We start from the raw sequence: 23,189 nt of genomic DNA, 5'->3' as shown, positions 1-23,189 counted from the left end.
GGCACAGGGCCATCTCGTGACCGTCAGCGTGGGGATGTCACCCAGTCTTCCACCCGCAACCCAGGAACACGCTGGAACTCGCGCAGATTGCTGGTCACCAGCGTGAGGCCGCGAGCGCGGGCGTGGCCGGCAATCATTCTGTCGTAGGGGCCGATGGGCGTGCCGGCCTTGGCCAGCTCTGCACGTAGCTGCGCGGTGTGAGCTGCGCCCTGAATGTCGTAGTCAAGCACATCGAGACGTGCGGCGAACCCCTCGACAATGGCCAGGTTACGTTCCGGTGCGGCGGATTTCTCCGCACCGTAGATCAACTCCATTAGGGTTACCGTGCTGATGGCCAGTTGGCCGTGGTAGCGATTGAATGCCTCGCGCACTACCTGTGGCTTGTTCTTGATGGTGAAAATGCAGATGTTGGTATCGAGCATGTACCTGAGCATCAGAATCCTTCGCGCTCTTGGTCGGCTGGCTGTTCCCTGCTTGCCATGAAGTCCGCACTCACATCCTCACCCTCGAACCAGCTGTCCCAGCTTTCGCCGGCAGGCGAGATGATACGGGAACGGCCCACCGCGACGATGTCCACGCGGGTGACGTCTTCTGGAAGAGCGAGGGCTTTGGGCATGCGGATAGCCTGGCTGCGGTTGCTTTTGAAGACTGCACCTTGCTCCATGAAGGGCCTCCTTGAAAGCGCAAATGTATGTCCGGAGTTTAATTCCAGGGATGGATATGTCAATGGGATATACAGTGTGCGACTCAGGCTTTGGACAGGCCGAGTGCTTCCAGTAGCGCCCCTGCATCCTGAAACGCCCGACCCACTTCCGGCAGTACCGGCCGCTTGAGCACCAGCACTGGAACCCCGCGCTCCCGCGCCACTTCCAACTTCGGCTCGGTGGCCGTGCTGCCGCTGTTCTTGCTAACCAGTACGTCGACCCGCCGACGTTCGAACAGGGCACGTTCATCGTCGATGAGGAAGGGCCCGCGCGCACCAATCACCTCGCAGCGTTCATTGCCGGGACACGCCTCGAGGGCGCGCAGGGTCCAGAACTGGTGTGGCGGAATTTCGTCCAGATGTTGCAGGGGTTCGCGACCAAGGGTGAACAAGGGACGCTCGAACGGGGCCAGCGCTTCGATCAGCCCGCCCCAGTCCTCGACTTCGCGCCAGTCATCGCCGGGTTGCGCCCTCCACGCCGGGCGGCGCAGGGCCCAGCAGGGAATGCCGGCGCTGCATGCGGCGAGGGCGGCGTTGCGGCTGATCTGCGCGGCATAGGGATGGGTGGCGTCGATCAGCAGGCTGACGCCGGCTTGGCGCAGGTATTCGGCCATGCCTTCGGCGCCGCCATAGCCACCGACCCGCACCTGGCAGGCGAGGTCCTGGGGTACACGACCGATGCCGGCGAGGCTGTAGACATGCTGAGGACCCAGCTGGCGAGCAATCGCCAGGGCTTCGGTAACGCCGCCGAGCAGCAGGATGCGACCCTTCATGCCACACCTGCCTTGCCGACGATGCCGCCCTGGCGGTCGATGGCGAACACTTCCACCTGCACCTGGGCCGGCACCACGCTACGGGCGAACACCAGTGCGTGGCGGCACACCTCGTCACCAAGGGCGATGCCGGCGGCATGAGCAAGTGCGAGGGCTTGCTGGCTGGTGTTGGCGGCGACGATCGCCTGTTGCAGTGCCGCGTCCGCGCCAATGGCCGCCGCCCAGCCCGCCAGTTGCGGCAGGTCGATGCTCGAATGACGGCTGTGCAGGTCCATGTGCCCCGCCGCCAGCTTGCTGATCTTGCCGAAGCCACCGCACAGCGTGAGGCGCGGCACGGGTACCTTGCGCAGGTGCTTGAGCACGGCGCCGACGAAGTCGCCCATCTCGATCAGGGCGATCTCCGGCAGGTTGTAGACCCGGCGCATGGTGTCTTCGCTGGCGTTGCCGGTGCAGGCGGCGATATGGCTGTAGCCGTTGGTATGGGCGACGTCGATGCCCTGGTGGATCGAGGCGATGTAGGCCGAGCAGGAGAATGGCCGGACGATGCCGCTGGTGCCCAGGATCGACAATCCCCCGAGGATGCCCAGGCGTGGGTTCATGGTCTTCAGGGCCAGCTGCTCGCCGCCCTGCACGTTGACCGTCACTTCGAAACCACCGTGGTAGGCGCAATCGCCGGCCAGTTGCAGCAGATGGTCGCTGATCATCTTGCGCGGTACCGGGTTGATGGCCGGTTCACCGACTGCCAGCACCAGCCCCGGGCGGGTCACGGTACCCACGCCCGCGCCCGCGACGAAGCGAACGCCGGGCTCGGCGCGCAGGCGCACCTGGCTGAAGAGCAGGGCACCGTGGGTGACATCGGGATCATCGCCGGCATCCTTCAAGGTGCCGGCCTCGGCCATGTCACCCTTGAGGTGGCAGAACTCCAGGCGCATCTGCACCACCTTGCCCTTGGGCAAGGTGATTTCCACGGCGTCGTGTCGTTGGCCGGTCAGTAGCAGGCGCGCCGCCGCCAGGCTGGTGGCGGTGGCGCAGCTGCCGGTGGTCAGGCCGCTGCGCAGCGGCGCAGGTTGTTCGCGGGTTTCTTCACGCATCGAGGGGCTTCACCACATCGAGCAGGGTGATCGGCAGGGCCTGGCGCCAGGTGTCGAAGCTGCCCAGTGGCTGGGCATGGGCGATGTGGATGCGGGTCAGTTCGCCGCCGTGCCGTTCGCGAAACTGGGCGAGGGCGACCTCGCTTTGCAGCGTGACGGCGTTGGCCACCAGTCGCCCGCCCGGCAGCAGACGCTCCCAGCACAGGTCTAGTACGCCTTCGCGAGTGACGCCGCCGCCGATGAAAATTGCATCCGGGCGCTCCAGTCCAGCCAGCGCGTCGGGTGCCTTGCCACGGACCAGTTGCAGGCCGGGTACGCCGAGGTTGTCGCGGTTGTATTCGATGTAGCCCTGCCGACCTTCGTCAGCCTCGATCGCCAGGGTGCGGCAGCTGGGGTGGGCGCGCATCCATTCGATGCCGATGGAGCCGCAGCCGGCGCCCACGTCCCACAGCAATTCGCCGGGTTGCGGAGCGAGGCGGGCCAGGGTGATGGCGCGCACGTCGCGCTTGGTCAGTTGGCCGTCGTGACGGAAGGCGTTGTCGGGTAGCCCGGCTACTCTAGGCAAACGTGGGGTGTCGGGTGAGGCCTGGCATTCGATGGCGACCAGGTTGAGCGTGGCGATGTCGCGGTGTGGCCAGTCGTCGGCGCTGCCGCTCAGCCTGCGCTCCTGCGGGCCGCCGAGGTGCTCCAGCACATGGAGACGGCTGGGGCCGAAGCCTCGCTCGCGCAGTAGCGCGGCGATGGCTGCGGGGCTGGTTTCGTCGTTGCTCAGCACCAGCAGGCGCATGCCGCTGTGCAGATGGGCATTGAGCGCGGCCAGCGGGCGGGCCACCACCGAGACCACCTGCACATCCTGCAACGGCCAACCCAGGCGAGCGGCGGCCAGGGCGCAGGAGGTGGGCATCGACAGCACTTGCAGCTCTTCGGCGGGCAGTTGGCGCGCCAGGCTGGCGCCGACGCCGTAGAACATTGGATCGCCGCTGGCCAGTACGCATACGGGCTCGCCGCGCAGGGCCAGGACCGGGGCCAGGGAGAACGGGCTGGGCCAGTGCAGTTGTTCGGCGGTCACGCAGCGGGGCAGCAGGGCCAGTTGGCGTGGCGCGCCGATGATTCGCTTGGCTGACAGCAGGGCACGCCGGGCCTGCTTGCCCAGGCCGCTGAAGCCGTCTTCGCCGATGCCTATTACTGTCAGCCAGGGGGCCATTGGGTCCTCTTCGATACCGCATGGGGGCACTGCGTGCCCCTTTCGCGGCGCAAGGCCGTTCCTACAGGTGTTGCGCAACCTCTGTAGGAGCGGCCTTGTGCCGCGAAAGGGCTGCACAGCAGCCCCGAAATTGAACGTTCGACCACCGGTTTTTCATGCCGTCGGACAAAGCAGGCATAATACCGCGCCTTCTACACTGAAGCGCACTTTCACGATTGCCGGATGCCCCCTTGACGCAGCCCCTGCCCCCCGAAGTTTCGCCCCGTCCCTCGGCCTGTCCGGGGTTGTGGCGCATCGTCGCCGCGCGTGATGGCGGCATCTGCCGGATCAAACTGCCCGGTGGGCTGCTGCTGGCCGACCAGGCCGATGCCGTGGCCGACGCTGCCGAGCGTTTCGCCGGTGGGGTGATCGAGGCGACCAACCGGGCCAATTTGCAAATTCGCGGCATTGGCCAGGACCACACTGGGCTGGTCGAGCACCTGCTGGCCGCAGGGCTCGGCCCGCGTGACGCGGCGGGTGATGATGTACGCAATCTGATGCTCAGCCCACTGGCCGGGCTCGATCCGGCCATGCTGTTCGACACCCGAGTATTGGCAGGGCAGATCCTCGACCTGCTGGAACGCACACCCAGGTTCCACAAGCTCTCGGCCAAGTTCGCCGTACAGCTCGATGGCGGCGAAGCGCTGGCGATGCGCGAACACGCCCATGATCTGTGGCTGTCAGCCATGCAGCGCGACGGGTCCATCTGGTTGCGATTCGGCCTCGCGAGCAGCCTGTCGAATGGCCAGGCGCTGGGTGCGGTGCCGGTGGAGCAAGGGCTGGCTTTGGTGCGGGCGGTGCTGGAGCGCTTCCTTGACCTGGCGACGCCCGAGCAGTCGCGCATGCGTCAATTGCTGCAGATATGCCCGGTTGAGCACTTTCTTGAAGGGCTGGTGATCCCGATCGATACCACGTCGATGCCCTGGCAGCGCCCGGCGACGACAAGCCCGTGGCTGGGCGTGCTACCTCAGCGCCAGGGTGTGGCCCTGGGCGTCGCGCCACCTCTCGGGCGCCTGACGTGCGCAATGCTCCGCAGTGCCGCACGTATCGCCCGGCAATGGGGCGATGGCAGCTTGCGCCTGACGCCTTGGCAGAGCCTGGTGCTGACCTCCCTCGAGCCGACCGAGCTGGAAAACGCACGCGCGCAGCTGGCGGCATCCGGCATGCTCTGCCACAACGAACATCCCCTGGCGAGGATCGTCGCCTGCACCGGCTCCAGCGGCTGCGCCAAGGCCCTGGCCGACACCAAGGCCGATGCCGTTACCCTGGCCAACCTGTTGCACCAAGGCGCACCAGGCAGTGTGCACCTGTCCGCCTGCCCTCGTTCCTGCGCCATGGCCCACGCCGCCCCGGCGACCCTGCTGGCCCGTGCCCCGGGCCGTTATGACCTTTACTTGCGCGACGCGCGCCTGCCGGGCTTCGGCAGGCTGCGCGCCGCCGACCTCACCCCAGAAGAAGCAGGCGCCATGCTCGACCTGCCGACGGAGCACCTTGATGATTGACTACATCCGCGATGGTCAGGAGATCTATCGCAATTCCTTCCGGATCATCCGCGAGGAAGCCCGGCTCGAGCGGATCCCCGCCGATCTTGAAAAGCTCGCCGTGCGCGTGATCCATGCCTGCGGCATGGTCGAGGCCATCGATGGCCTGCAGTTCTCCGAAGGTGCCGGCACCGCCGGCCGTGAGGCCCTGGCCAAGGGCGCGCCGATCCTCTGCGACGCGCACATGGTCGCCGAAGGCATCACCCGCGCCCGCCTGCCGGCCAACAACCCGGTGATCTGCACCCTGCGCGACCCGAGCGTGCCGGACCTGGCCAAGGCCGAGGGCAACACCCGTTCGGCAGTAGCCCTGGAACTGTGGCGTCCGCACCTGGAAGGCAGCGTGGTGGTGATCGGCAACGCGCCGACCGCGCTGTTCTACCTGCTGGAAATGCTCGATGCCGGGGCGCCAAAGCCGGCGCTGATCCTTGGCTTCCCGGTGGGCTTCGTCGGCGCCGCCGAATCCAAGGCGATGCTCGCCGCCGACAGCCGTGGCGTGCCATTCGTGATCATGCAGGGCCGCCTGGGCGGCAGCGCGATGGCCGCCGCCGCGGTCAACGCCCTGGCCACGGAGGTGGAATGATGCACGCACGTGGACGACTGCTGGGCCTGGGCGTGGGCCCGGGCGACCCCGAGCTGATCACGGTCAAGGCCCTGCGCCTGCTGCGGGAAGCGCCGGTGGTGGCGTACTTCGTGGCCAAGGGCAAGCGTGGCAATGCCTTCGGTATCATCGAGGCGCACTTGCAGACCGAACAGACCCTGCTGCCGCTGGTGTACCCGGTGACCACCGAGGCGCTGCCGGCGCCGCTGTCCTATGAGCAGGTGATCAGCGACTTCTACGACGAAGCCAGCGTGCAGGTGGCCGAGCATCTGGACGCCGGCCGCGATGTGGCGGTGATCTGCGAGGGTGATCCGTTCTTCTATGGGTCGTACATGTATCTGCACGACCGCCTGGCTGCGCGCTACGAGGCGCAGGTGATCCCGGGCGTGTGCTCGATGCTGGGCGGCGCCTCGGTGCTCGGCGCGCCGCTGGTCTATCGCAACCAGACCCTTACCGTGCTCTCGGGCGTGCTGCCCCATGACGAACTCAAGCGCCGCCTGGCCGACGCCGATGCCGCCGTGATCATGAAGCTGGGCCGCAACTTCCCCAAGGTGCGCCAGGTGCTCGCCGAACTGGGGCTGAACGACCGTGCGCTGTACGTCGAGCGGGCGACCATGGCCAACCAGCAGATCGTCGCGCTGGACGCGGTTGATCCGCAGTCCTCGCCGTACTTCTCGCTGATCATCGTGCCAGGTGAGAAATGGCAGGGATGAATAAGGCGCCGGCAATCATCATGCTTGGCCAGGGCAGCCTGGCCACCGCGCAGCGCATCCAGCAATGTTATCCACAGGCCGTGATCCACGGCCTGCAAGGGCGGGTGGACAGCGCTGATCGTTACTACGCTGTCTTCGGCGACACCCTGCGCGCGCTGTACCAGCAGGACACCCCGATCATCGCCCTGTGCGCGGCGGGTATCGTCATTCGTACCCTGGCGCCGCTGCTGAGCGAAAAAGGCGTCGAGCCTCCCGTGCTGGCCGTGGCCGAGGACGGCAGCGCCGTGGTGCCTCTGCTGGGTGGGCTGGGCGGGGTCAACGTGATGGCGCGCGAGCTGGGCGAGGCGCTGGGCGTGAACGCGGCGATCACCACCAGTGGCGAATTGCGTTTCGGCACCTGCCTGCTCAATCCGCCCGAGGGCTACGCACTGGCCGACCTGGAGCAGGGCAAGCGCTTTGTCTCCGACTTGCTGGCGGGCGAGACGGTGCGTGTCGAAGGCGATGCCCCCTGGCTCGACCTGGCACAACTGCCGGCCAGCGACAATGCGCAACGCACCATCCATGTCGGCTGCGCCAGGCGTCCAGCCAAGCGCGACGAGTTGTTGATCCATGCACGCTGCGTGGTGGTTGCGATTGCCGTCGGTGAAGCCGATCTGCTGCAACAGGTACGCGACAGCCTGCAGGCCGCAGGTATCGCCGAACCGGCGTTGGCTTGCCTGCTGGCGAGCGAGGTGGAGATGGCCGAGCCTTCCTTGCACGAGGCGGCACAGGCACTGAACGTTGCCCTGCGCTTCGCCCCGGCCGCCGAGAGCTTGCAACAGATGCTCGGCGCTGTGTTGCCACAGGCCCGCATCGAAAGCGTCGGCGGGTTGGCCGTGGCCATCGCTGCGGCGCCGGTCGAGGTCGAACAACTGGGCCATCGCCGTGGTCGCCTGGCCGTGATTGGCCTGGGCCCTGGCGCCGCCGAGCTGATGGTGCCGGCGGTCAAGACCGAGCTGGCCCGTGCCCAGGACGTGCTCGGCTACGAGACCTATGTACGCATGGCCGGCCCGTTCCGCGCCGACCAGGTGCTGCACTGCACCGACAACCGCGAAGAGATGCAGCGCGCTCGCCATGCTTTCGAGCTGGCGGCCCAGGGGCGATCGGTGGTGGTGGTGTCGTCGGGTGATCCGGGCGTGTTCGCCATGGCCGCCGCGGTACTCGAAGCGCTGCACGAGTCCAGTGATCCGGCCTGGCAGCGGGTCGAGCTGCAGATCCTGCCCGGCGTCTCGGCCTCGCTGGCCACCGCCGCCCAGGCAGGGGCGCCGCTGGGTCATGACTTCTGCGTGATGTCGCTGTCGGATAACCTCAAGCCCTGGTCGATCATCGAGCAGCGCCTCGACCTCGCGGCCCAGGCGGACCTGGTGCTGGCGTTCTACAACCCGATCTCCAAGGCTCGACCGCATCAGCTGGGCCAGGCGCTGGAGGTGGTGCGCCGGCATCGCAAGGCGCATACGCCGGTGGTGCTGGGCCGGGATATCGGGCGGCCGGGGCAGACGTTGCGGGTGGTGACCTTGGGCGAACTGCTGCCGGCCATGGTCGACATGCGCACCATGGTGCTGGTCGGCTCCTCGACCACGTGCACCTTCCCCCGTGTCGAAGGGGGGGAGTGGGTATACACCCCGCGCTGGTACCCGGTGAAACCCTGACCCAAGAGGAATGCCGACCCGCTGAATGACGCTTCCCTACATGCATAACCTCTGAGTCCTACCCGGCACCCGCCGGGTTCTTACTCAAGGATTCGCATGATGAATGACAAAGTGATTACCGATACCCACTCCGCCGCTGTCGTCGAGCAGTCGCTGATGACCTTTGCCGCTGGGATGAGCTTGCAGAGCCGCATCGATGTCATGAACTCCTACCAGTTCGCCTCGCTGGTAGCGTCCAAGCTGTATGACAGCGAGGACCAGAGCGAGCAGTGGTACAAACAGAACCTCAAGGTGATGGAGGACCTGGGCTGGTTGACCGTGCGTCGCACCTATGAGCGTGAGCATTCGGGCGAGCAATCGCTGGTCCTGGGGGCTATCGCGTTCAAGGCGCTGAAGGTGGTGGGTGAAGCGGCGTTCGGTGGGCCCGTTGCCGAGGCGCTGGGCGCCGTCGCCGAGTCGGCTCTCGAAGGGCTGGGCACCTTCACCGAGGCCCAGGAGCTGTTCAAGCGCAATTTCAAGGATAAGGAGCGTGGCACCGTCGGCCTGACGGCTTGCCTTGAGAGGGACGATGGCCAGGTGATGCTGGTGCAGACCGCGGTCAGCACCAAAGGCATGGTCCGGGACCTGGACACAGTAGCTTTCGAGTGGAAAAACCAGGCGCAATATCACTACTCGGGTACCGCGTTGCTGGCGTTCAACACCCAGCATTACGCGCGCGTGCGCGAGTATGTGGAGAAGCGCCTGGGTGATCGTCGGTTCGACAACGTCCTGGAATACGATTTCTGATTCAGCCAGCCTGCTGTCCATGCAGGCGTGGCACTGCTAAGCAGGGTCAGGGCACCAGGTAGCCCTTGATTCCGGTAAAGATGATCTGTGCCGCCAGGGCGCAGACGAACAGCCCCATCAACCGGCTGACGATCTGCAGGCCCTGGTCGCCGAGCAGCCGTTCGATACGGTGCGAGAGGTACAGCACCAGGCCGACGCTGAAGCTGGCCAGGGCGATGCTGACGATGGCCAGCAGTTTGTCGTCCCAGTGCGGCTGGCCAACGCCCATGACCAGCAATGCGCCAATGGTGCCGGGGCCGACCGTCAGCGGGATGGTCAGCGGCACGATGGTCACGTCCTGCTGTACGTTGTCGGTCTGGATCGCCGATTTGCCCTGGGCCATGCCCAGCGCCGAGATGAACAGCACCGAGCCCGCGCCGATGCGAAACGCATCGGCGGTGATGCCGAACACGCCGAAGATGACCCGTCCGAACAGGTACAGCAGCACGCTGGCGATCAGCGTGGCGATGGCCACGCGCCAGGCCAGTTGCTTGCGTTCCTTGCTGGAGTGGCCGCGGGTCAGGCTGATGAAGCACGACAGCACGAAGAACGGGCTGTAGAGCACGAGCATTTTCAGGTAGACGCTGAACAACTCATGGAGCATGGCGCTGGGTCCGTGGCGGATGGGGTGCCACCTGTATAGCACGGAACCTGGTGGGCAACTGCCTTGCCTGAACGCTTCGATCTGGCGCGATCCCTGTGGGAGCAACTGTCTTGCTCAACTGCTAAAGCCAGCGCGGTCGCGGTGGAACCTCACTCAAGCGGCGCGGTAACCACCTGTCGCTGCCCCGCCCAGAACTGCACCAGTTCGCGCAACTGCGACAGTTCCACCGGCTTGGCCATGTGCCCATCCATGCCGGCCAGGCGCGCGCGTTCCTTGTGTTCGTTGAGGATATGCGCGGTGAGTGCCACCACCGGCGTGCGTGGGCGCTGGTTGGCGGTTTCCCAGGCACGGATCTGCTGGGTGGCGGAAAAACCGTCGAGGATCGGCATTTCGCAGTCCATCAGCACCAGGTCGTAGCGCCGCGCTTTCATCGCCTGCAACGCTTCCTCGCCATTGGCGGCGGTGTCTGGCTCGAGATTGAGCTTGCCGAGCATGCCGCGGATGACCTTGGTCGAAATGCTGTTGTCCTCGGCCACCAGGATGCGGAAGTCGCGTGGCAGATCCAGCGGTGGCGGGGTGCCGATCGGCAGGGGCGGCACGGCCTGTTCGCGACCGCGCAGCGCCAGTTCCTCGGCCAGGGTGGTCTTGAGCGTGTAGCCGGCCACCGGTTTGGCGAGGATGCGCTTGACCCCGGCATTGCGCGCGATGATCTTGCTCGGCGCATTGCTGATGCCGGTGAGCATCACCACCAGGATGTCGTGGTTCAGGCTCGGGTCTTCCTTGATTTTCGCCGCCAGTTGCATGCCGGTCATGCCGGGCATGTTCTGGTCCAGCAGCACGGCGTCGAAGTAGTCGCGCAGGTGCGCCTTGGTGCGCAGCAGGGCCAGGGCCTCCTTGCCGGATGGCACCGCGCTGACGTTCATGCCCCAGGCGCTGCACTGCTGCACCAGGACCTTGCGGCAGGTGTCGTTGTCGTCGACCACCAGCACCCGCGCATCGCGCAGGGGGCCGTCGAGGTCGGTGGGCGGCTGCTCCAGGCGCAAGGGATCGAGCGGCAAGGTCAGCCACAGGGTGTTGCCCATGTTGGCGCTGGTCTTGATGCCGAACTCGCCCTGCATCAGGCCGATCAGTTGCTTGGCGATCACCAGGCCGAGGTGGCCGCCAAGCTTGTTGCTGGACAGGAAGTGACGGCTGTGCAGTTCGGCCTGCAGCAGGGCATCGCGTTCGGCGGGCGGCATTGGCTCGCCGCTGTCCTGCACGGCGATGCGCAGGCGTGGGGCCTCGCCGCGCTGGTCCAGGGCCACCACCAGCAGGATCTCACCCTGGGTGGTGTTCTTCAGGGCGTTGTCCAGCAGGCTCGACAGGGCCTGGCGCAGGCGCGTCGGGTCGCCGCTGACCACCCGTGGCACCTGGGGCTGGGTGAAGCTGATCAGCTCGATGTTCTGCTGCTCGGCCTTGGCCCGGAAGATGTTCAGGCAGTCCTCGATCAGCGCATTGAGGTCGAACTGCACGTCGTCCAGCTCGATTTGCCGCGACTCGAGCTTGGAGATGTCGAGGATCTCGTTGATCAGTGTCAGCAGCTCGTTGCCGGCGCTGTGGATGGTCTGCACATAGTCGCGTTGCTTGACCGACAGCGGCGTGCCCAGCAGCAGTTCGGTCATGCCCAGCACGCCGTTCATGGGGGTGCGGATCTCGTGGCTGATCTTGGCCAGGAACTCGGCCTTGGCGTTGATTTCGGCGTCACTGGCGGCCAGGGCGCGGCTGGCGCTGAAGCGCTCCTCGCTGATTCGTCGCAGGCGTTCGCTGACCGCCAGGTTCAGCAGCAGGCCGCTGACCACGGTCAGCGCCAGCAGCACGCACAGCAGCCAAGGCGTGCTGGTGCGGGTGAGGCCCAGCAGGGCGGGCAGCAACACCAGGCCGCCGAGGTTGAACACCAGCATGGCCAGGGTGAACAGCCGTGCCGGGGTATAGCCCTTGTACCAGTGGTAGCCGCTGATCAGCAGCATGCTCAAGCTGCCGAGGGCGAGCAGGGCGTAGGTCATCAGGTTCAGCGGCAGGGTGTCGACGAACAGCAGCACCAGGCCGCTGGCCCCGGCCACCAGCATTTCCAGGTGCAGCAGGCGGTTGAGCCGGGCGGAGCTGCGCGGGGTGAAGAAGTGCAGGGTGAAAAACAGGCCGGCCAGCCCTGCCAGGACCAGGGTCAGGTAGGCGGCCGGGGTCTGGGCGCTGTACCACAGCTGCCACCAGGGGCCGCTGAGGTTGAGCAGGATCAGGGCGCTGAGCAGCATCAGGGCGTGATACAGCGCCAGGCTCAAGGTGGTAGTGGAGCGGGTATAGGCGAAGCGGATCAGGTTGTGCAGGATCAGCATCACCAGGCCGCCGAACAGCAGGCCGAACAGCAGCGGCTGGCGCTGGTCGGCGGCGGCGCTGGCTGCCGGTTCCAGGCTGATGGCCGGGCGCAGCTGGTGTTCCGACACCAGGCGCAGGTAGACGTCCAGCGCCTGGCTGCTGCGTGGCAGCGGCAGCACATGGTCGCTGCCATGCAAGGTGGGGCTGGCGTTCTCGCCCTGTCGGCCATGGTGCAACTGGCGCACCAGTTTGTCGCCTTCAAGGGTATAGAGGTCCAGGCGGGACAGGTCGGGAGCGAAGATCCGCACCAGTTGTTCCTGTTCGCCGGGGGGTAGACGATAGTGCAGCCACAAGGCCTGGTCGGGGAGGGCGGCATCCAGCTCGTTCAGCGCCAGGGGGCTGAACTGGCTGCGGTAACGCTCGGAGCGCACGTCGGAGAGTTGCAGGTTGGCCTGTTCGTCGAGCAGCACCGACCAGCCAGTGCCCGGTTCGGCTTGCGCCGGAAGCAGGCAGAGCAGGGTCAGCAGGCTGACGATGAAAACAGTGGCAATCCGAAGCCGACGCACGACGAAATCCCTTCTTTAGCTGATGTGCCGGAGCACAACTATGCGCGGCGCGCCAAGGCGAAGGCAAGGCCCCGAAGGGCCTTGTCGACGAGCCGAAGTCCGCGCGCGGCAGGCGCCGCGGCCATCCGCTGCAGCATTACTGCTGGTGTTCACCGCGCTCGCGGGCAATGGCCCGGTAGCCGATGTCGGTACGGTAGAAGCTGCCGTTCCAGCTCACTTCCTTGGCCAGGCGGTAGGCCTGCTGCTGGGCGTCGGCGACGCTGGCACCCATGGCCGTGGCGCACAGCACGCGGCCGCCGTTGCTGACGACGTTACCGTCCTTGAGCGAAGTGCCGGCATGGAACACCTTGCCTTCGTGCTTGGCCGCGGCGTCCAGGCCATTGATCACATCGCCCTTGGCGTAGTCGCCCGGGTAGCCACCGGCAGCCAGCACCACGCCCAGGCTCGGGCGTGGGTCCCACTGCGCTTCGACCTTGTCCAGGGCCTTGGCGAAGGCGGCTTCGATCAGCAGCACCAGGCTCGACTCCAGGCGCAGCATGACCGGCTGGGTCTCTGGGTCGCCGAAGCGGCAGTTGAACTCGATCACCTTGGGGTTGCCCGCCTTGTCGATCATCAGGCCTGCGTAGAGGAAGCCGGTGTAGACGTTGCCTTCCTCGGCCATGCCGCGCACGGTCGGCCAGATCACCTGGTCCATCACGCGCTGGTGCACGTCCGGGGTGACCACCGGGGCAGGCGAGTAGGCGCCCATGCCGCCGGTGTTCGGGCCGGTGTCCTGGTCGCCGACGCGCTTGTGGTCCTGGCTGGTGGCCATGGGCAGCACGTTGTGGCCGTCGACCATGACGATGAAGCTGGCTTCCTCGCCGTCGAGGAATTCTTCGATCACCACGCGCGAACCGGCTTCACCGAAGGCGTTGCCGGCGAGCATGTCGCGCACGGCGTCTTCGGCTTCTTGCAGGGTCATGGCGACGATCACGCCCTTGCCAGCGGCCAGGCCGTCGGCCTTGATCACGATCGGCGCGCCTTTTTCACGCAAGTAGGCCAGGGCTGGCTCTATCTCGGTGAAGTTCTGGTAGTCGGCGGTAGGGATCTTGTGACGCGCCAGGAAGTCCTTGGTGAAGGCCTTGGAACCTTCCAACTGGGCCGCGCCCTTGGTCGGGCCGAAGCAGTCCAGGCCGCGGCTGCGGAACAGGTCGACCACACCGATGACCAGCGGGGCTTCCGGGCCGACGATGGTCAGGTCGACGTTGTTTTCGGCGAAATCGGCCAACTGCTCCAGGGCGGTGACGTCGATGGCGACGTTCTCGCACTTGGCTTCAGTGGCGGTGCCGGCGTTGCCTGGGGCGACGAAGACTTTCTCGACGCGTGGGTCCTGGGCGACTTTCCAGGCCAGGGCGTGTTCACGGCCGCCGCTGCCGATGATCAAAACTTTCATGTCAAAACCTCGAATTCTGTATTACGGCGATCCGCGTTCCCTGTAGGAGCGGCCTTGTGTCGCGATAGGGCTGCGCAGCAGCCCCAGCAATTTCTGCTGCGAAGCTGAAACCTGGGGCCGCTACGCGCCCCTTTCGCGACACAAGGCCGCTCCTACAAGGACCGGGATCGGCCCGGCATCTGTTTAGTGGCGGAAGTGGCGCATACCGGTGAACACCATGGCGATGCCGGCTTCATCAGCGGCAGCGATCACCTCGGCATCACGCATCGAGCCACCCGGCTGGATCACCGCGCTGATACCCACTTTAGCCGCGTTGTCGATGCCATCACGGAACGGGAAGAACGCGTCCGAGGCCATCACCGCGCCTTGCACCTGCAGGCCGGCGTGCTCGGCCTTGATCGCGGCGATGCGCGCGGAGTTGACGCGGCTCATCTGGCCGGCGCCGACGCCGATGGTCTGGCGGTTCTTGGCGTAGACGATGGCGTTGGACTTAACGAACTTGGCCACTTTCCAGGCGAACACCAGGTCGTGGATTTCCTGCTCGGTCGGCGCGCGCTTGGTGACGATCTTCAGGTCGTCGGCGCTGATCATGCCGTTATCGCGGCTCTGCACCAGCAGGCCACCGTTGACGCGCTTGAAGTCCCAGGCGGCGGCGCGCTCGGCAGGCCATTCGCCACACTCGAGCAGACGCACGTTCTGTTTGGCGGCCACGACTTCGCGGGCGGCCTGGGAGATTTTCGGGGCGATGATCACTTCGACGAACTGGCGGTCGACGATGGCCTTGGCGGTTTCGCCGTCCAGCTCGCGGTTGAAGGCGATGATGCCGCCGAAGGCCGATTCGGTGTCGGTGGCGTAGGCCAGGTCGTAGGCCTTGCGAATGCCGCCTTCGTCTTCAGGGACGACCGCGACGCCGCATGGGTTGGCGTGCTTGACGATGACGCAGGCCGGCTTGACGAAGCTCTTCACGCACTCCAGCGCGGCGTCGGTGTCGGCCACGTTGTTGAACGACAGCTCCTTGCCTTGCAGCTGGATGGCGGTGGAGATGCTGGCCTCGCCCTTCTTCGCCTCGACGTAGAACGCCGCGCTCTGGTGCGGGTTCTCGCCGTAGCGCATTTCCTGGGCCTTGACGAACTGGCTGTTGAAGGTGCGCGGGAATTCGCTGCGGTCTTCGGTCGACAGGGTCTGCTTGGCCTGGTCGATGGTGCCCATGTAGTTGGCGATCATGCCGTCGTAGGCGGCGGTGTGCTCGAACGCCTTGAGCATCAGGTCGAAGCGCTGGGCGTAGGTCAGGCCACCGGCCTTGAGGCCTTCGACGATGCCGGCGTAATCGCTGGCGTTGACCACGATGGCCACGTCTTTATGGTTTTTGGCAGCCGAACGGACCATGGTCGGGCCACCGATGTCGATGTTCTCGATGGCGGTGGGCAGGTCGCAGCCCGGCTTGCTGATGGTGGCTTCGAACGGGTACAGGTTGACCGCGACCAGGTCGATCGGCTTGATGCCGTGCTCGTTCATGATGGCGTCGTCGGTACCGCGACGGCCGAGGATGCCGCCATGGATTTTCGGGTGCAGGGTCTTGACCCGGCCATCCATCATTTCGGCGAAGCCGGTGTAGTCGGCCACTTCCACCGCGTTGACGCCGTTGTCCTTGAGCAGCTTGTAGGTGCCGCCGGTGGACAGGATCTCGACACCGAGCTGTTGCAGCTCACGGGCGAATTCGAGGATACCGGTCTTGTCGGAGACGCTGATCAGGGCGCGGCGGATCGGCAGGCGGGTAGTCTGGTCGGTCATTTCAGATTCCATAACGCGGTGGAGTCAGCAAAAAAGGCGCCTCTTTGCATGAGCGCCTTTTCTGGTTGGGGTTCTGGCCTTACAACAGATCGTACTGCTTGAGCTTCTTGCGCAGCGTGCCTCGGTTGAGCCCGAGCATCTCGCTGGCCTTGGTCTGGTTGCCCTTGACGTAGTTCATCACGCTTTCGAGCAGCGGTGCCTCGACCTCCGAGAGCACCAGGTTGTACACGTCCGTGACGGTGGCGCCTTCCAGGTGGGCGAAGTAGTTGTGCAGCGCCTTCTCGACACTGCCGCGAAGGGTCTGACCCTCTTCGCTCGGCGTGTTCAGGTGCTGCTTGAGGTTGACGTTGTCGCTCACGGGCGTTGTTCCACTCACTAATGTCTCGGTCATCATCGTCATGCGGCCACCCCTTGTTCGTCCTCTGTCCCAAGGCTCTGTCGACGCTCGGCGAAAAATGCCTGAACGTTGGCGCACTGCGCTTGTGTCTCTTGCAACGCGTTGAACTGGCTGCGGAACTCCTTGCCGCCGGGTCGGGTCGCCAGGTACCAGCCCACGTGCTTGCGGGCGATACGCACGCCCATCACATCGCCATAGAAGGCATGCAACGCGGCCAGGTGTTCCAGCAGAATGCGTTCCACTTCGTCCAGCGCCGGTGCGGGCAGCTGCTCGCCCGTGCGCAGGTAATGCTCGATCTCGCGGAAAATCCACGGCCGCCCCTGGGCGGCACGGCCGATCAACAGGCCGTCGGCACCGGTGGCATGCAGCACCGCCCGGGCCTTTTCCGGCGAGGTGATGTCGCCGTTGGCGAACACCGGGATCGACACCGCCTGCTTGATCGCGGCGATGGTGTCGTACTCGGCGTCACCGGTGTACAGGTCGGCGCGTGTGCGGCCATGCACCGCCAGCGCCTGGATGCCGGCCTGCTCGGCGATTTTCGCCACATTCAGGCCGTTCTTGTTCGCCCGGTCCCAGCCGGTGCGGATCTTCAGCGTCACCGGGACGTCCACCGCGCCGACCACGGCGTGGAGAATCTCGCTGACCAAGGCTTCATCTCTCAATAAAGCAGAGCCGGCCGCCTTGTTACAGACTTTTTTTGCCGGGCAGCCCATGTTGATGTCGATGATCTGCGCGCCAGCCGCGACATTCGCGCGTGCGGCCTCGGCCATCATCTGCGCGTCGCCGCCGGCGATCTGCACCGAGCGTGGCTCGGGATCGTCTTCGTGGATGCGGCGCAGGCTCGACTTGCGGCTGTTCCACAGGCGCATGTCGCTGGAGACCATCTCCGACACCACCATGCCCGCCCCGAGGCGTTTGCACAGGGTGCGGAAAGGCTGGTCCGTGACCCCGGCCATGGGCGCCAGGATCAGGTTGTTCTGCAGTGTGTAAGGGCCGATGCGTACCGCCGACATAGGTGTTCCCTGTTGTGGGGCCGAATCATTGGAGTTCGAAAAAGGGTTGGCATGATACCCGCTCTCGATGACCGGATAAAGATGAATCTGGATAAAATCTGAACAGTTGCGGCGTTATGACACCCGGCTCCAGGCGGCAAGCTTCAAGCTGCAAGAGGCCTGCGGACAGGCTTTTACTTGCGGCTTGAGGCTTACCGTTTGTCGCTTACTCCGGCGAACGGAAGCTCAGGCTGTAGTTCACCGCCTTCGGCCCCGGATCGAGGATATCCAGGGCAATGTGGATCGGCGTCTGGCTGGGCATCTCGCCGCGGCCGGCCAGTTCACCCGAGAGGTACTCGCTGGGTTTGAAGCGGCGGCTGGCGATCAGCTGGCCGTTGAGGTCGGCGAAGCGCAGTTCCAGCAGCGGGAAGGGTTGGGCGAAGGGCGCGCGGTTGTAGATGATCGCGTCGACGATCAGCGCGCCTTTGAAGTCTGGGTGGCTGCGCACCACCAGGTTGCTGCTCTTGATTCGCGAGATATCGACGCGGGTCGGCACCTGGCAGCCGAACATCGGGCACAGCTGCTGGAACCAAGGGCGGTACTGGTCCTGTCGGGCCATTTCGTCGAAGTGGTACCAGACATACTGGAACGCCAGCAGGCCAGCCGCCACGAGGGTCAGAAGGCCCCACAACAGGCGTTTGCCCCAATTGGGGGCCGGCTTTTCCCAGCCCAGTTGCAGGGGATCGTCGACCACGTCGATCAACGGCTCCTTGCGTGGGCGTTCGCCCTTGGGGGGCAGGCTTGGCGCCAGGTGCACCTCGGCTTCGTCCTCGTCGCGGGCCGAGAGGCGCTCGCCGCGCACGTCGTCCAGGGCCGACAAGCCTTGTTCCGGAAGCGGGTCGTCGTGGCTGGACAGGCTTTCGGGCCGGCTGTCGAGGTCGCGGTCGTCCGACGGGTGGCGCACTGTCGGTTCGTCGTCCAGGTCCAAGTCGGTGGAGCCAAGGGTCGGCTCCGTGCGCGTGGCGATGGCCGGCGCCAGGTCCAGCAGCTCCTGTTCGACCAGTACCGGTGCCTCTTCGGGTTCCGGCGTGGCCATTGGGCGGTCATCGGTGGCGTTGCCGAACGGTTCTGCGTCGGCTTCGTCAGTACCCTGGTCGTCACGGCGGGCTTGCAGCACACCCTGTGCAGGAGCCTGGCGGCGGTCGCCCGGGCTGCGGCGTTCGAGGAGCGCCAGCTCCTGGTCGAGGTCCAGCGCGTCCAGTTGTTCGGCGGTAACAGCCCAGTCGTCCTCGCTCATGGGCGCTCGCTCAGCGGCGGCCGGCAGGGCTGCTGGCGGTTCGCTGGCTGGTTGCGCGACGGTTGGCGTCGGCGCCGTGGGTTGCGCGGCGGCGCGGTTCTGCTCCAGCAACTGTTTTGCCGCATTGAACACCTGCAGGCAGTTGCCGCAGCGCACCACGCCGCGCGCCACGCTCAACTGATGGTGGGTGACGCGAAAGCTGGTCTGGCAATGCGGGCACTGGGTGACGAAACTGTCGGTCATGCGGCGATCCGGAAGCTGGGCAGGTGTTGAGTCTAGGCGCGCCTAGCGGCGGTGACCACTGATGCGGACCCAGCCGTCGCGCACGACGATCGGGTCAAGGTCGAAGTCGGCGGCATAGGCGGCGGCCACTTCCTCGCCCTGTTCGGCAAGGATGCCCGACAACGCCAGCAGCCCGCCTGGGCGCACCAGGCCGGACAGTTGTGGCGCCAGCGACACCAGCGGGCCGGCGAGGATGTTGGCGACCAGCACGTCGGCCTGCATGGCCGGCATCTGCTCGGGCAGGTACAGGTCGAAGCGGTCGTCGGCGATGCCGTTGCGCTGGGCGTTGTCACGGGAGGCTTCGATAGCCTGCACGTCGATGTCGGTACCGACTGCGTGGCGGGCGCCAAGCAGCAGCGCGGCGATGGCCAGGATGCCCGAGCCGCAACCGAAGTCCAGCACCTGGGTGCCTTGCAGCTGCTGGCCGTCGAGCCATTCCAGGCATAGCGCGGTGGTCGGGTGGGTGCCGGTGCCGAAGGCCAGGCCGGGGTCGAGCAGCAGATTGACCGCGTCCTTCTCCGGCGCTTCATGCCAGCTTGGCACGATCCACAGGCGCTGGCCGAAACGCATGGGCTGGAAGTTGTCCATCCAACTGCGTTCCCAGTCCTGGTCCTCGATCACCTCGGCCTGGTGCTCGGGCAGCTCGGCGCCGGTCAGCAGGCGCAGGTGGGCGAACACCTGCTCGGGCTCGGCATCGGCCTCGAACAGGGCCAGCAGGTGGGTGTGCGACCACAACGGGGTGGTGTTGAGGTCCGGCTCGAAGATCGGCTGGTCCTCGGCGTCCATGAAAGTCACCGAGACGGCACCTACTTCCAGCAGGGCGTCTTCGTAGGTTTCGGCTTGTTCCGGGCTGATGGCCAGGCGTACTTGCAGCCAGGGCATGGCGGGCACCTTTGGTAAATCTGACAGGGGCAGCCCGAGGCTGCGCGAAAGGCTGGCAGTTTACGCGAGTGTTGGGGGTTTGTAGAGAAGCCAGAGGGTGGCACGGTCCCTGTAGGAGCGGCCTTGTGTCGCGAAAGGGGCGCGCAGCGGCCCCAAGGCATCGGCATCATGCAAAACCGCCGGGGCTGCCATGCAGCCCTTTCGCGACACAAGGCCGCTCCTTGTATCTCGACTTTCGCCTCCCTAGAGGCGAAAGTTCTCGACTGATCATCGAGGGAAGGCCTTGAAGCAGAGCCGCTCCAAGGGCATCAAGCCCGCACTGTAGATAACGCTCTGGTCTTCCAACCCCACTCGACGAGTTCGAACGGTATCTAGTGCCCGCCCCCGGCGTGAGCACGCATTAACAAGGTTGAACTGAGTGTAGGGTGATCGACTTTCGTAGTTTGAAGGAGGAGATCATGTCCGTCTTTGTTGGCGTTGATGTCGCCAAAAAATCTTTCGACATTGCCATCCCGCTCCCCAATGGCAAGATGCGCACCAAAGCCAAGCTGTCCAATGATCCTGGAGGGTTCAGGCAGTTTAGCGACTGGCTTGAGCGCCATGCTGAACCAGGCGCCTGGATTGTTATGGAGGCTACAGGCATCTATCACGAAGCGCTGGCCGAGCACTGTCACAACCAAGGTTATCGGGTGTGCATTCTGAACCCGGCGGTGATTGCGAAATTCGCTGACGTGGAGCTTCGGCGCGTCAAAACAGATAAGGCTGACGCCAAAGTCATTGCTGCCTATGGCCAACAAAAGGCTGTCTCGCTTCGCCAGTGGGAGCCTGAGCCCCCTGCGCAGCGCCGCTTGCGTGCTCTGGTGCGGCGACTGGACGACCTCAAGGAAATGCGCCAGATGGAGCAGAATCGTTTGGATGTCGCACTAGATGCGGTACAGCAGTCGATTCAAGACGTAATCGGGCACATCAACGAAGAGCTGGAAAAGACCAGGAAGGCCATCGAGCAGACGATCGATGATGATCCAGACCTGCGCAAGCGACGTGAGCTGATTACCTCGATTGATGGTTTGGGTGACACCACTGCTACGTTGCTGCTCGCCGAACTGGGCGATCCACTGAAATACCAAAGCCCTTCTGCGATTGTCGCGTTTTCAGGCTTAAACCCAGTGGTGCAGCAATCGGGAGAGTTCATAGGTAAGAGCACTATTTCGCGTACAGGCGCCTCAAGGCTGCGTGCAGGCTTGTGGATGTCAGGCACTGTCTCAATCAGACATAACCCTGTTGTGAAGGAACTGGCAGAGCGGTTGAGCAGCCGGCACAAAGCTTACAAACAGATCGTCTGCGCGGCGATGCGCAAGCTGCTGCACCTGGTTTACGGGGTGGTGAAGTCGGGGATACCGTTTGACCCCAAAATCCCTCTTGCGGGGTGAGGGTCAAGACGGTATCTACAGGGGGGCGTGCCTGCCTTGCGGGCAACAAAAACCCCGGCCTGGGCCGGGGTTTTCATGCATCACGCTAACGCGATCACTCCTGGTTGGCCAGTTTGTGCTCGAGGTAGTGGATGTTGACGCCGCCTTTGCAGAAGCCTTCATCACGCACCAGGTCGCGGTGCAGCGGGATGTTGGTCTTGATGCCGTCGACGACGATCTCGTCCAGGGCATTGCGCATGCGCGCCATGGCTTCGTCGCGGTCCTTGCCGTAGGTGATCAGCTTGCCGATCAGCGAGTCGTAGTTCGGCGGAACCGAGTAACCGCTGTACAGGTGCGAATCAACACGCACGCCGTTGCCGCCCGGGGCGTGGAAGTGCTTGACCTTGCCTGGGCTCGGAATGAACTTCTTCGGGTCTTCGGCGTTGATCCGGCACTCCAGCGAGTGACCGCGGATGACCACGTCTTCCTGGCGGAACGACAGCTTGTTGCCAGCGGCGATGCTGAGCATCTCCTTGACGATGTCGATGCCGGTGACCATTTCCGAGACCGGGTGCTCGACCTGGACGCGGGTGTTCATCTCGATGAAGTAGAAGCGACCGTTCTCGTACAGGAATTCGAAGGTACCGGCACCGCGGTAGCCGATCTCGATGCACGCGTCGACGCAACGCTTGAAGACTTCCTGGCGGGCCTTCTCGTCGATGCCTGGAGCCGGGGCTTCTTCCAGGACCTTCTGGTGACGGCGCTGCAGCGAGCAGTCACGGTCGCCCAGGTGCACGGCGTTGCCCTGGCCGTCGGACAGGACCTGCACTTCCACGTGACGTGGGTTGGTCAGGAACTTTTCCAGGTAGACCATCGGGTTGCCGAACGCGGCACCGGCTTCGGTGCGGGTCAGCTTGGCCGATTCGATCAGGTCCTCTTCCTTGTGCACCACGCGCATGCCGCGACCACCACCGCCACCGGCGGCCTTGATGATCACCGGATAGCCAACCTCGCGGGCGATGGCCAGCGCGGTCTCTTCGTCTTCCGGCAGCGGGCCGTCGGAACCCGGCACGGTCGGCACGCCCGACTTGATCATCGCGTCCTTGGCCGAAACCTTGTCGCCCATCAGGCGAATGGTGTCGGCTTTCGGGCCGATGAAGGCAAAGCCGGACTTTTCCACCTGCTCGGCAAAATCGGCGTTTTCCGCGAGGAAGCCGTAGCCCGGGTGGATGGCGGTAGCGCCTGTCACTTCGGCGGCGGCGATGATCGCCGGGATGTGCAGGTACGATTCCTTGGACGATGCAGGACCGATGCAGACCGACTCGTCTGCCAGGCCCAGGTGCATCAGTTCACGGTCGGCCGTGGAGTGCACGGCGACGGTCTTGATGCCCAGCTCTTTGCAGGCACGCAGGATCCGCAGGGCAATTTCCCCACGGTTGGCGATCAGGACTTTTTCAAGCTTCCCAGACATCGTTGGTTCTCCGCGAATCAAACGATGGTGAACAGCGGCTGGTCGAACTCAACCGGCTGGCCGTCTTCCACCAGAATGGCGTCGATCACACCGCCGATCTCGGCTTCGATGTGGTTCATCATCTTCATGGCTTCGACGATGCACAGGGTGTCGCCTTTCTTGATGGCTTGACCGACTTCGGCATAGTTCGGCGAAGTTGGCGAAGGTTTGCGGTAGAAGGTACCGACCATCGGCGAACGGACCACGGTGCCTTTCAGGGCTGGAGCAGCGGCAGCGGCAGCGGCTTCAGCGGCTGGAGCAGCAGCGGCAACAGGTGCGGCAGCGGCAACCGGAGCGGCCATCGGAGCCGGGGCGGCGAAGTACTGGGCGCCGGCTGGGGTCTTGCTGTGACGGCTGATGCGTACGGACTCTTCGCCTTCCTTGATCTCCAGTTCGTCGATACCGGACTCTTCCAGCAGTTCGATCAGCTTTTTGACTTTACGGATATCCATTAATCAGCAACTCCCAAGGTTCGGTCGGGGACGTAGTTTGAAAACGTGTCG

At 65.0% G+C, this 23,189-nt stretch carries 21 protein-coding genes; 6 read left to right on the top strand and 15 right to left on the bottom strand.

Going from position 1 to position 23,189, the window contains the following annotated elements; translation table 11 throughout:
- Nucleotides 1-23: 23 nt before the first annotated feature.
- From vapC to cbiE, 5 genes are all read right to left on the bottom strand, one after another.
- Entirely contained in the window at nucleotides 24-434 is a 411-nt protein-coding gene (gene vapC, locus HU772_RS22010; protein ID WP_186660725.1) for a type II toxin-antitoxin system tRNA(fMet)-specific endonuclease VapC, read from the bottom strand.
- Entirely contained in the window at nucleotides 434-664 is a 231-nt protein-coding gene (gene vapB, locus HU772_RS22005) for a type II toxin-antitoxin system VapB family antitoxin (RefSeq protein ID WP_186660724.1), read from the bottom strand. The genes vapC and vapB overlap by 1 nt, the downstream gene beginning before the upstream one ends.
- An 83-nt stretch (nucleotides 665-747) precedes the next feature.
- Nucleotides 748-1,476: a cobalt-precorrin-6A reductase gene (locus HU772_RS22000; protein ID WP_186660723.1), complete on the bottom strand. Its 729-nt coding sequence runs from the start codon at nucleotides 1,474-1,476 to the stop codon at nucleotides 748-750.
- Entirely contained in the window at nucleotides 1,473-2,567 is a 1,095-nt protein-coding gene (locus tag HU772_RS21995) for a cobalt-precorrin-5B (C(1))-methyltransferase (protein ID WP_186660722.1), read from the bottom strand. Before HU772_RS21995 ends, HU772_RS22000 begins: the two co-directional genes overlap by 4 nt.
- Nucleotides 2,560-3,771, bottom strand: coding sequence for a precorrin-6y C5,15-methyltransferase (decarboxylating) subunit CbiE (cbiE, locus tag HU772_RS21990; RefSeq protein WP_186660721.1), 1,212 nt, complete (start codon nucleotides 3,769-3,771; stop codon nucleotides 2,560-2,562). The genes HU772_RS21995 and cbiE overlap by 8 nt, the downstream gene beginning before the upstream one ends.
- 215 nt (nucleotides 3,772-3,986) lie before the next feature.
- On the opposite strand from cbiE, the gene cobG reads away from it, so the two are divergent.
- The 5 genes from cobG to HU772_RS21965 all read left to right on the top strand — a co-directional run bounded on the left by cobG (nucleotide 3,987) and on the right by HU772_RS21965 (nucleotide 9,136).
- The gene (gene cobG, locus HU772_RS21985; protein WP_186660719.1) at nucleotides 3,987-5,312 is read left to right on the top strand and encodes a precorrin-3B synthase; all 1,326 of its coding nucleotides are present in this window, start codon (nucleotides 3,987-3,989) and stop codon (nucleotides 5,310-5,312) included.
- Nucleotides 5,305-5,931: a precorrin-8X methylmutase gene (locus HU772_RS21980; protein ID WP_011535884.1), complete on the top strand. Its 627-nt coding sequence runs from the start codon at nucleotides 5,305-5,307 to the stop codon at nucleotides 5,929-5,931. Before cobG ends, HU772_RS21980 begins: the two co-directional genes overlap by 8 nt.
- Nucleotides 5,928-6,662, top strand: coding sequence for a precorrin-2 C(20)-methyltransferase (locus HU772_RS21975; protein WP_186660717.1), 735 nt, complete (start codon nucleotides 5,928-5,930; stop codon nucleotides 6,660-6,662). Before HU772_RS21980 ends, HU772_RS21975 begins: the two co-directional genes overlap by 4 nt.
- Entirely contained in the window at nucleotides 6,650-8,350 is a 1,701-nt protein-coding gene (cobJ, locus tag HU772_RS21970; protein ID WP_186660715.1) for a precorrin-3B C(17)-methyltransferase, read from the top strand. The genes HU772_RS21975 and cobJ overlap by 13 nt, the downstream gene beginning before the upstream one ends.
- A gap of 96 nt (nucleotides 8,351-8,446) precedes the next feature.
- Entirely contained in the window at nucleotides 8,447-9,136 is a 690-nt protein-coding gene (locus tag HU772_RS21965) for a hypothetical protein (RefSeq protein WP_186660713.1), read from the top strand.
- A gap of 46 nt (nucleotides 9,137-9,182) precedes the next feature.
- Here the strand turns inward: HU772_RS21965 and HU772_RS21960 are convergent, their stop codons facing one another.
- From HU772_RS21960 to prmA, 8 genes are all read right to left on the bottom strand, one after another.
- Nucleotides 9,183-9,779: a MarC family protein gene (locus tag HU772_RS21960; protein WP_186660711.1), complete on the bottom strand. Its 597-nt coding sequence runs from the start codon at nucleotides 9,777-9,779 to the stop codon at nucleotides 9,183-9,185.
- 149 nt (nucleotides 9,780-9,928) lie between these two features.
- A complete protein-coding gene (locus HU772_RS21955; RefSeq protein ID WP_186660709.1) occupies nucleotides 9,929-12,694 on the bottom strand; it encodes a hybrid sensor histidine kinase/response regulator in 2,766 nt (921 codons plus the stop codon).
- Between the two features lie 136 nt (nucleotides 12,695-12,830).
- A complete protein-coding gene (purD, locus tag HU772_RS21950) occupies nucleotides 12,831-14,126 on the bottom strand; it encodes a phosphoribosylamine--glycine ligase (protein WP_186660707.1) in 1,296 nt (431 codons plus the stop codon).
- A gap of 183 nt (nucleotides 14,127-14,309) precedes the next feature.
- Nucleotides 14,310-15,917, bottom strand: a complete 1,608-nt coding sequence (purH, locus tag HU772_RS21945) for a bifunctional phosphoribosylaminoimidazolecarboxamide formyltransferase/IMP cyclohydrolase (RefSeq protein ID WP_186660705.1) — start codon at nucleotides 15,915-15,917, stop codon at nucleotides 14,310-14,312.
- Between the two features lie 79 nt (nucleotides 15,918-15,996).
- Complete coding sequence (gene fis / locus HU772_RS21940) at nucleotides 15,997-16,317, bottom strand: DNA-binding transcriptional regulator Fis (protein ID WP_134692528.1); 321 nt, start codon at nucleotides 16,315-16,317, stop codon at nucleotides 15,997-15,999.
- Nucleotides 16,314-17,327, bottom strand: coding sequence for a tRNA dihydrouridine synthase DusB (gene dusB / locus HU772_RS21935; RefSeq protein WP_186660704.1), 1,014 nt, complete (start codon nucleotides 17,325-17,327; stop codon nucleotides 16,314-16,316). Before dusB ends, fis begins: the two co-directional genes overlap by 4 nt.
- 205 nt (nucleotides 17,328-17,532) lie before the next feature.
- Entirely contained in the window at nucleotides 17,533-18,846 is a 1,314-nt protein-coding gene (locus HU772_RS21930; RefSeq protein ID WP_186660703.1) for a DUF3426 domain-containing protein, read from the bottom strand.
- Between the two features lie 42 nt (nucleotides 18,847-18,888).
- Entirely contained in the window at nucleotides 18,889-19,767 is an 879-nt protein-coding gene (prmA, locus tag HU772_RS21925) for a 50S ribosomal protein L11 methyltransferase (protein ID WP_186660701.1), read from the bottom strand.
- Between the two features lie 458 nt (nucleotides 19,768-20,225).
- Here prmA and HU772_RS21920 point away from each other — a divergent pair, with 458 nt between their 5' ends.
- Nucleotides 20,226-21,197 (top strand): IS110 family RNA-guided transposase, encoded by a 972-nt coding sequence (locus HU772_RS21920; protein WP_217858722.1) that lies wholly within the window; start codon nucleotides 20,226-20,228, stop codon nucleotides 21,195-21,197.
- 94 nt (nucleotides 21,198-21,291) lie between these two features.
- Here HU772_RS21920 and accC read toward each other — a convergent pair whose 3' ends face one another.
- Nucleotides 21,292-22,647: an acetyl-CoA carboxylase biotin carboxylase subunit gene (accC, locus tag HU772_RS21915; RefSeq protein WP_186662296.1), complete on the bottom strand. Its 1,356-nt coding sequence runs from the start codon at nucleotides 22,645-22,647 to the stop codon at nucleotides 21,292-21,294.
- A gap of 17 nt (nucleotides 22,648-22,664) precedes the next feature.
- Nucleotides 22,665-23,138: an acetyl-CoA carboxylase biotin carboxyl carrier protein gene (accB, locus tag HU772_RS21910; protein ID WP_186662295.1), complete on the bottom strand. Its 474-nt coding sequence runs from the start codon at nucleotides 23,136-23,138 to the stop codon at nucleotides 22,665-22,667.
- Between the last annotated feature and the right edge of the window lie 51 nt (nucleotides 23,139-23,189).

This window comes from Pseudomonas xantholysinigenes, from assembly GCF_014268885.2.
Taxonomy (GTDB): Bacteria; Pseudomonadota; Gammaproteobacteria; order Pseudomonadales; family Pseudomonadaceae; genus Aquipseudomonas; species Aquipseudomonas xantholysinigenes.
The sequence above is the reverse complement of the archived record's forward strand: the minus strand, read 5'-3'. Positions and strand labels throughout refer to the sequence as shown.

Excerpts from the sequence above, each read along its gene's own strand:
- vapC (WP_186660725.1), bottom strand. The coding sequence starts at position 434 with ATGCTCAGGTACATGCTCGATACCAACATCTGCATTTTCACCATCAAG.
- vapB (WP_186660724.1), bottom strand. The coding sequence starts at position 664 with ATGGAGCAAGGTGCAGTCTTCAAAAGCAACCGCAGCCAGGCTATCCGC.
- HU772_RS22000 (WP_186660723.1), bottom strand. The coding sequence starts at position 1,476 with ATGAAGGGTCGCATCCTGCTGCTCGGCGGCGTTACCGAAGCCCTGGCG.
- HU772_RS21995 (WP_186660722.1), bottom strand. The coding sequence starts at position 2,567 with ATGCGTGAAGAAACCCGCGAACAACCTGCGCCGCTGCGCAGCGGCCTG.
- cbiE (WP_186660721.1), bottom strand. The coding sequence starts at position 3,771 with ATGGCCCCCTGGCTGACAGTAATAGGCATCGGCGAAGACGGCTTCAGC.
- HU772_RS21980 (WP_011535884.1), top strand. The coding sequence starts at position 5,305 with ATGATTGACTACATCCGCGATGGTCAGGAGATCTATCGCAATTCCTTC.
- HU772_RS21975 (WP_186660717.1), top strand. The coding sequence starts at position 5,928 with ATGATGCACGCACGTGGACGACTGCTGGGCCTGGGCGTGGGCCCGGGC.
- cobJ (WP_186660715.1), top strand. The coding sequence starts at position 6,650 with ATGGCAGGGATGAATAAGGCGCCGGCAATCATCATGCTTGGCCAGGGC.
- HU772_RS21965 (WP_186660713.1), top strand. The coding sequence starts at position 8,447 with ATGATGAATGACAAAGTGATTACCGATACCCACTCCGCCGCTGTCGTC.
- HU772_RS21960 (WP_186660711.1), bottom strand. The coding sequence starts at position 9,779 with ATGCTCCATGAGTTGTTCAGCGTCTACCTGAAAATGCTCGTGCTCTAC.
- purD (WP_186660707.1), bottom strand. The coding sequence starts at position 14,126 with ATGAAAGTTTTGATCATCGGCAGCGGCGGCCGTGAACACGCCCTGGCC.
- purH (WP_186660705.1), bottom strand. The coding sequence starts at position 15,917 with ATGACCGACCAGACTACCCGCCTGCCGATCCGCCGCGCCCTGATCAGC.
- fis (WP_134692528.1), bottom strand. The coding sequence starts at position 16,317 with ATGACGATGATGACCGAGACATTAGTGAGTGGAACAACGCCCGTGAGC.
- dusB (WP_186660704.1), bottom strand. The coding sequence starts at position 17,327 with ATGTCGGCGGTACGCATCGGCCCTTACACACTGCAGAACAACCTGATC.
- HU772_RS21930 (WP_186660703.1), bottom strand. The coding sequence starts at position 18,846 with ATGACCGACAGTTTCGTCACCCAGTGCCCGCATTGCCAGACCAGCTTT.
- prmA (WP_186660701.1), bottom strand. The coding sequence starts at position 19,767 with ATGCCCTGGCTGCAAGTACGCCTGGCCATCAGCCCGGAACAAGCCGAA.
- HU772_RS21920 (WP_217858722.1), top strand. The coding sequence starts at position 20,226 with ATGTCCGTCTTTGTTGGCGTTGATGTCGCCAAAAAATCTTTCGACATT.
- accC (WP_186662296.1), bottom strand. The coding sequence starts at position 22,647 with ATGTCTGGGAAGCTTGAAAAAGTCCTGATCGCCAACCGTGGGGAAATT.
- accB (WP_186662295.1), bottom strand. The coding sequence starts at position 23,138 with ATGGATATCCGTAAAGTCAAAAAGCTGATCGAACTGCTGGAAGAGTCC.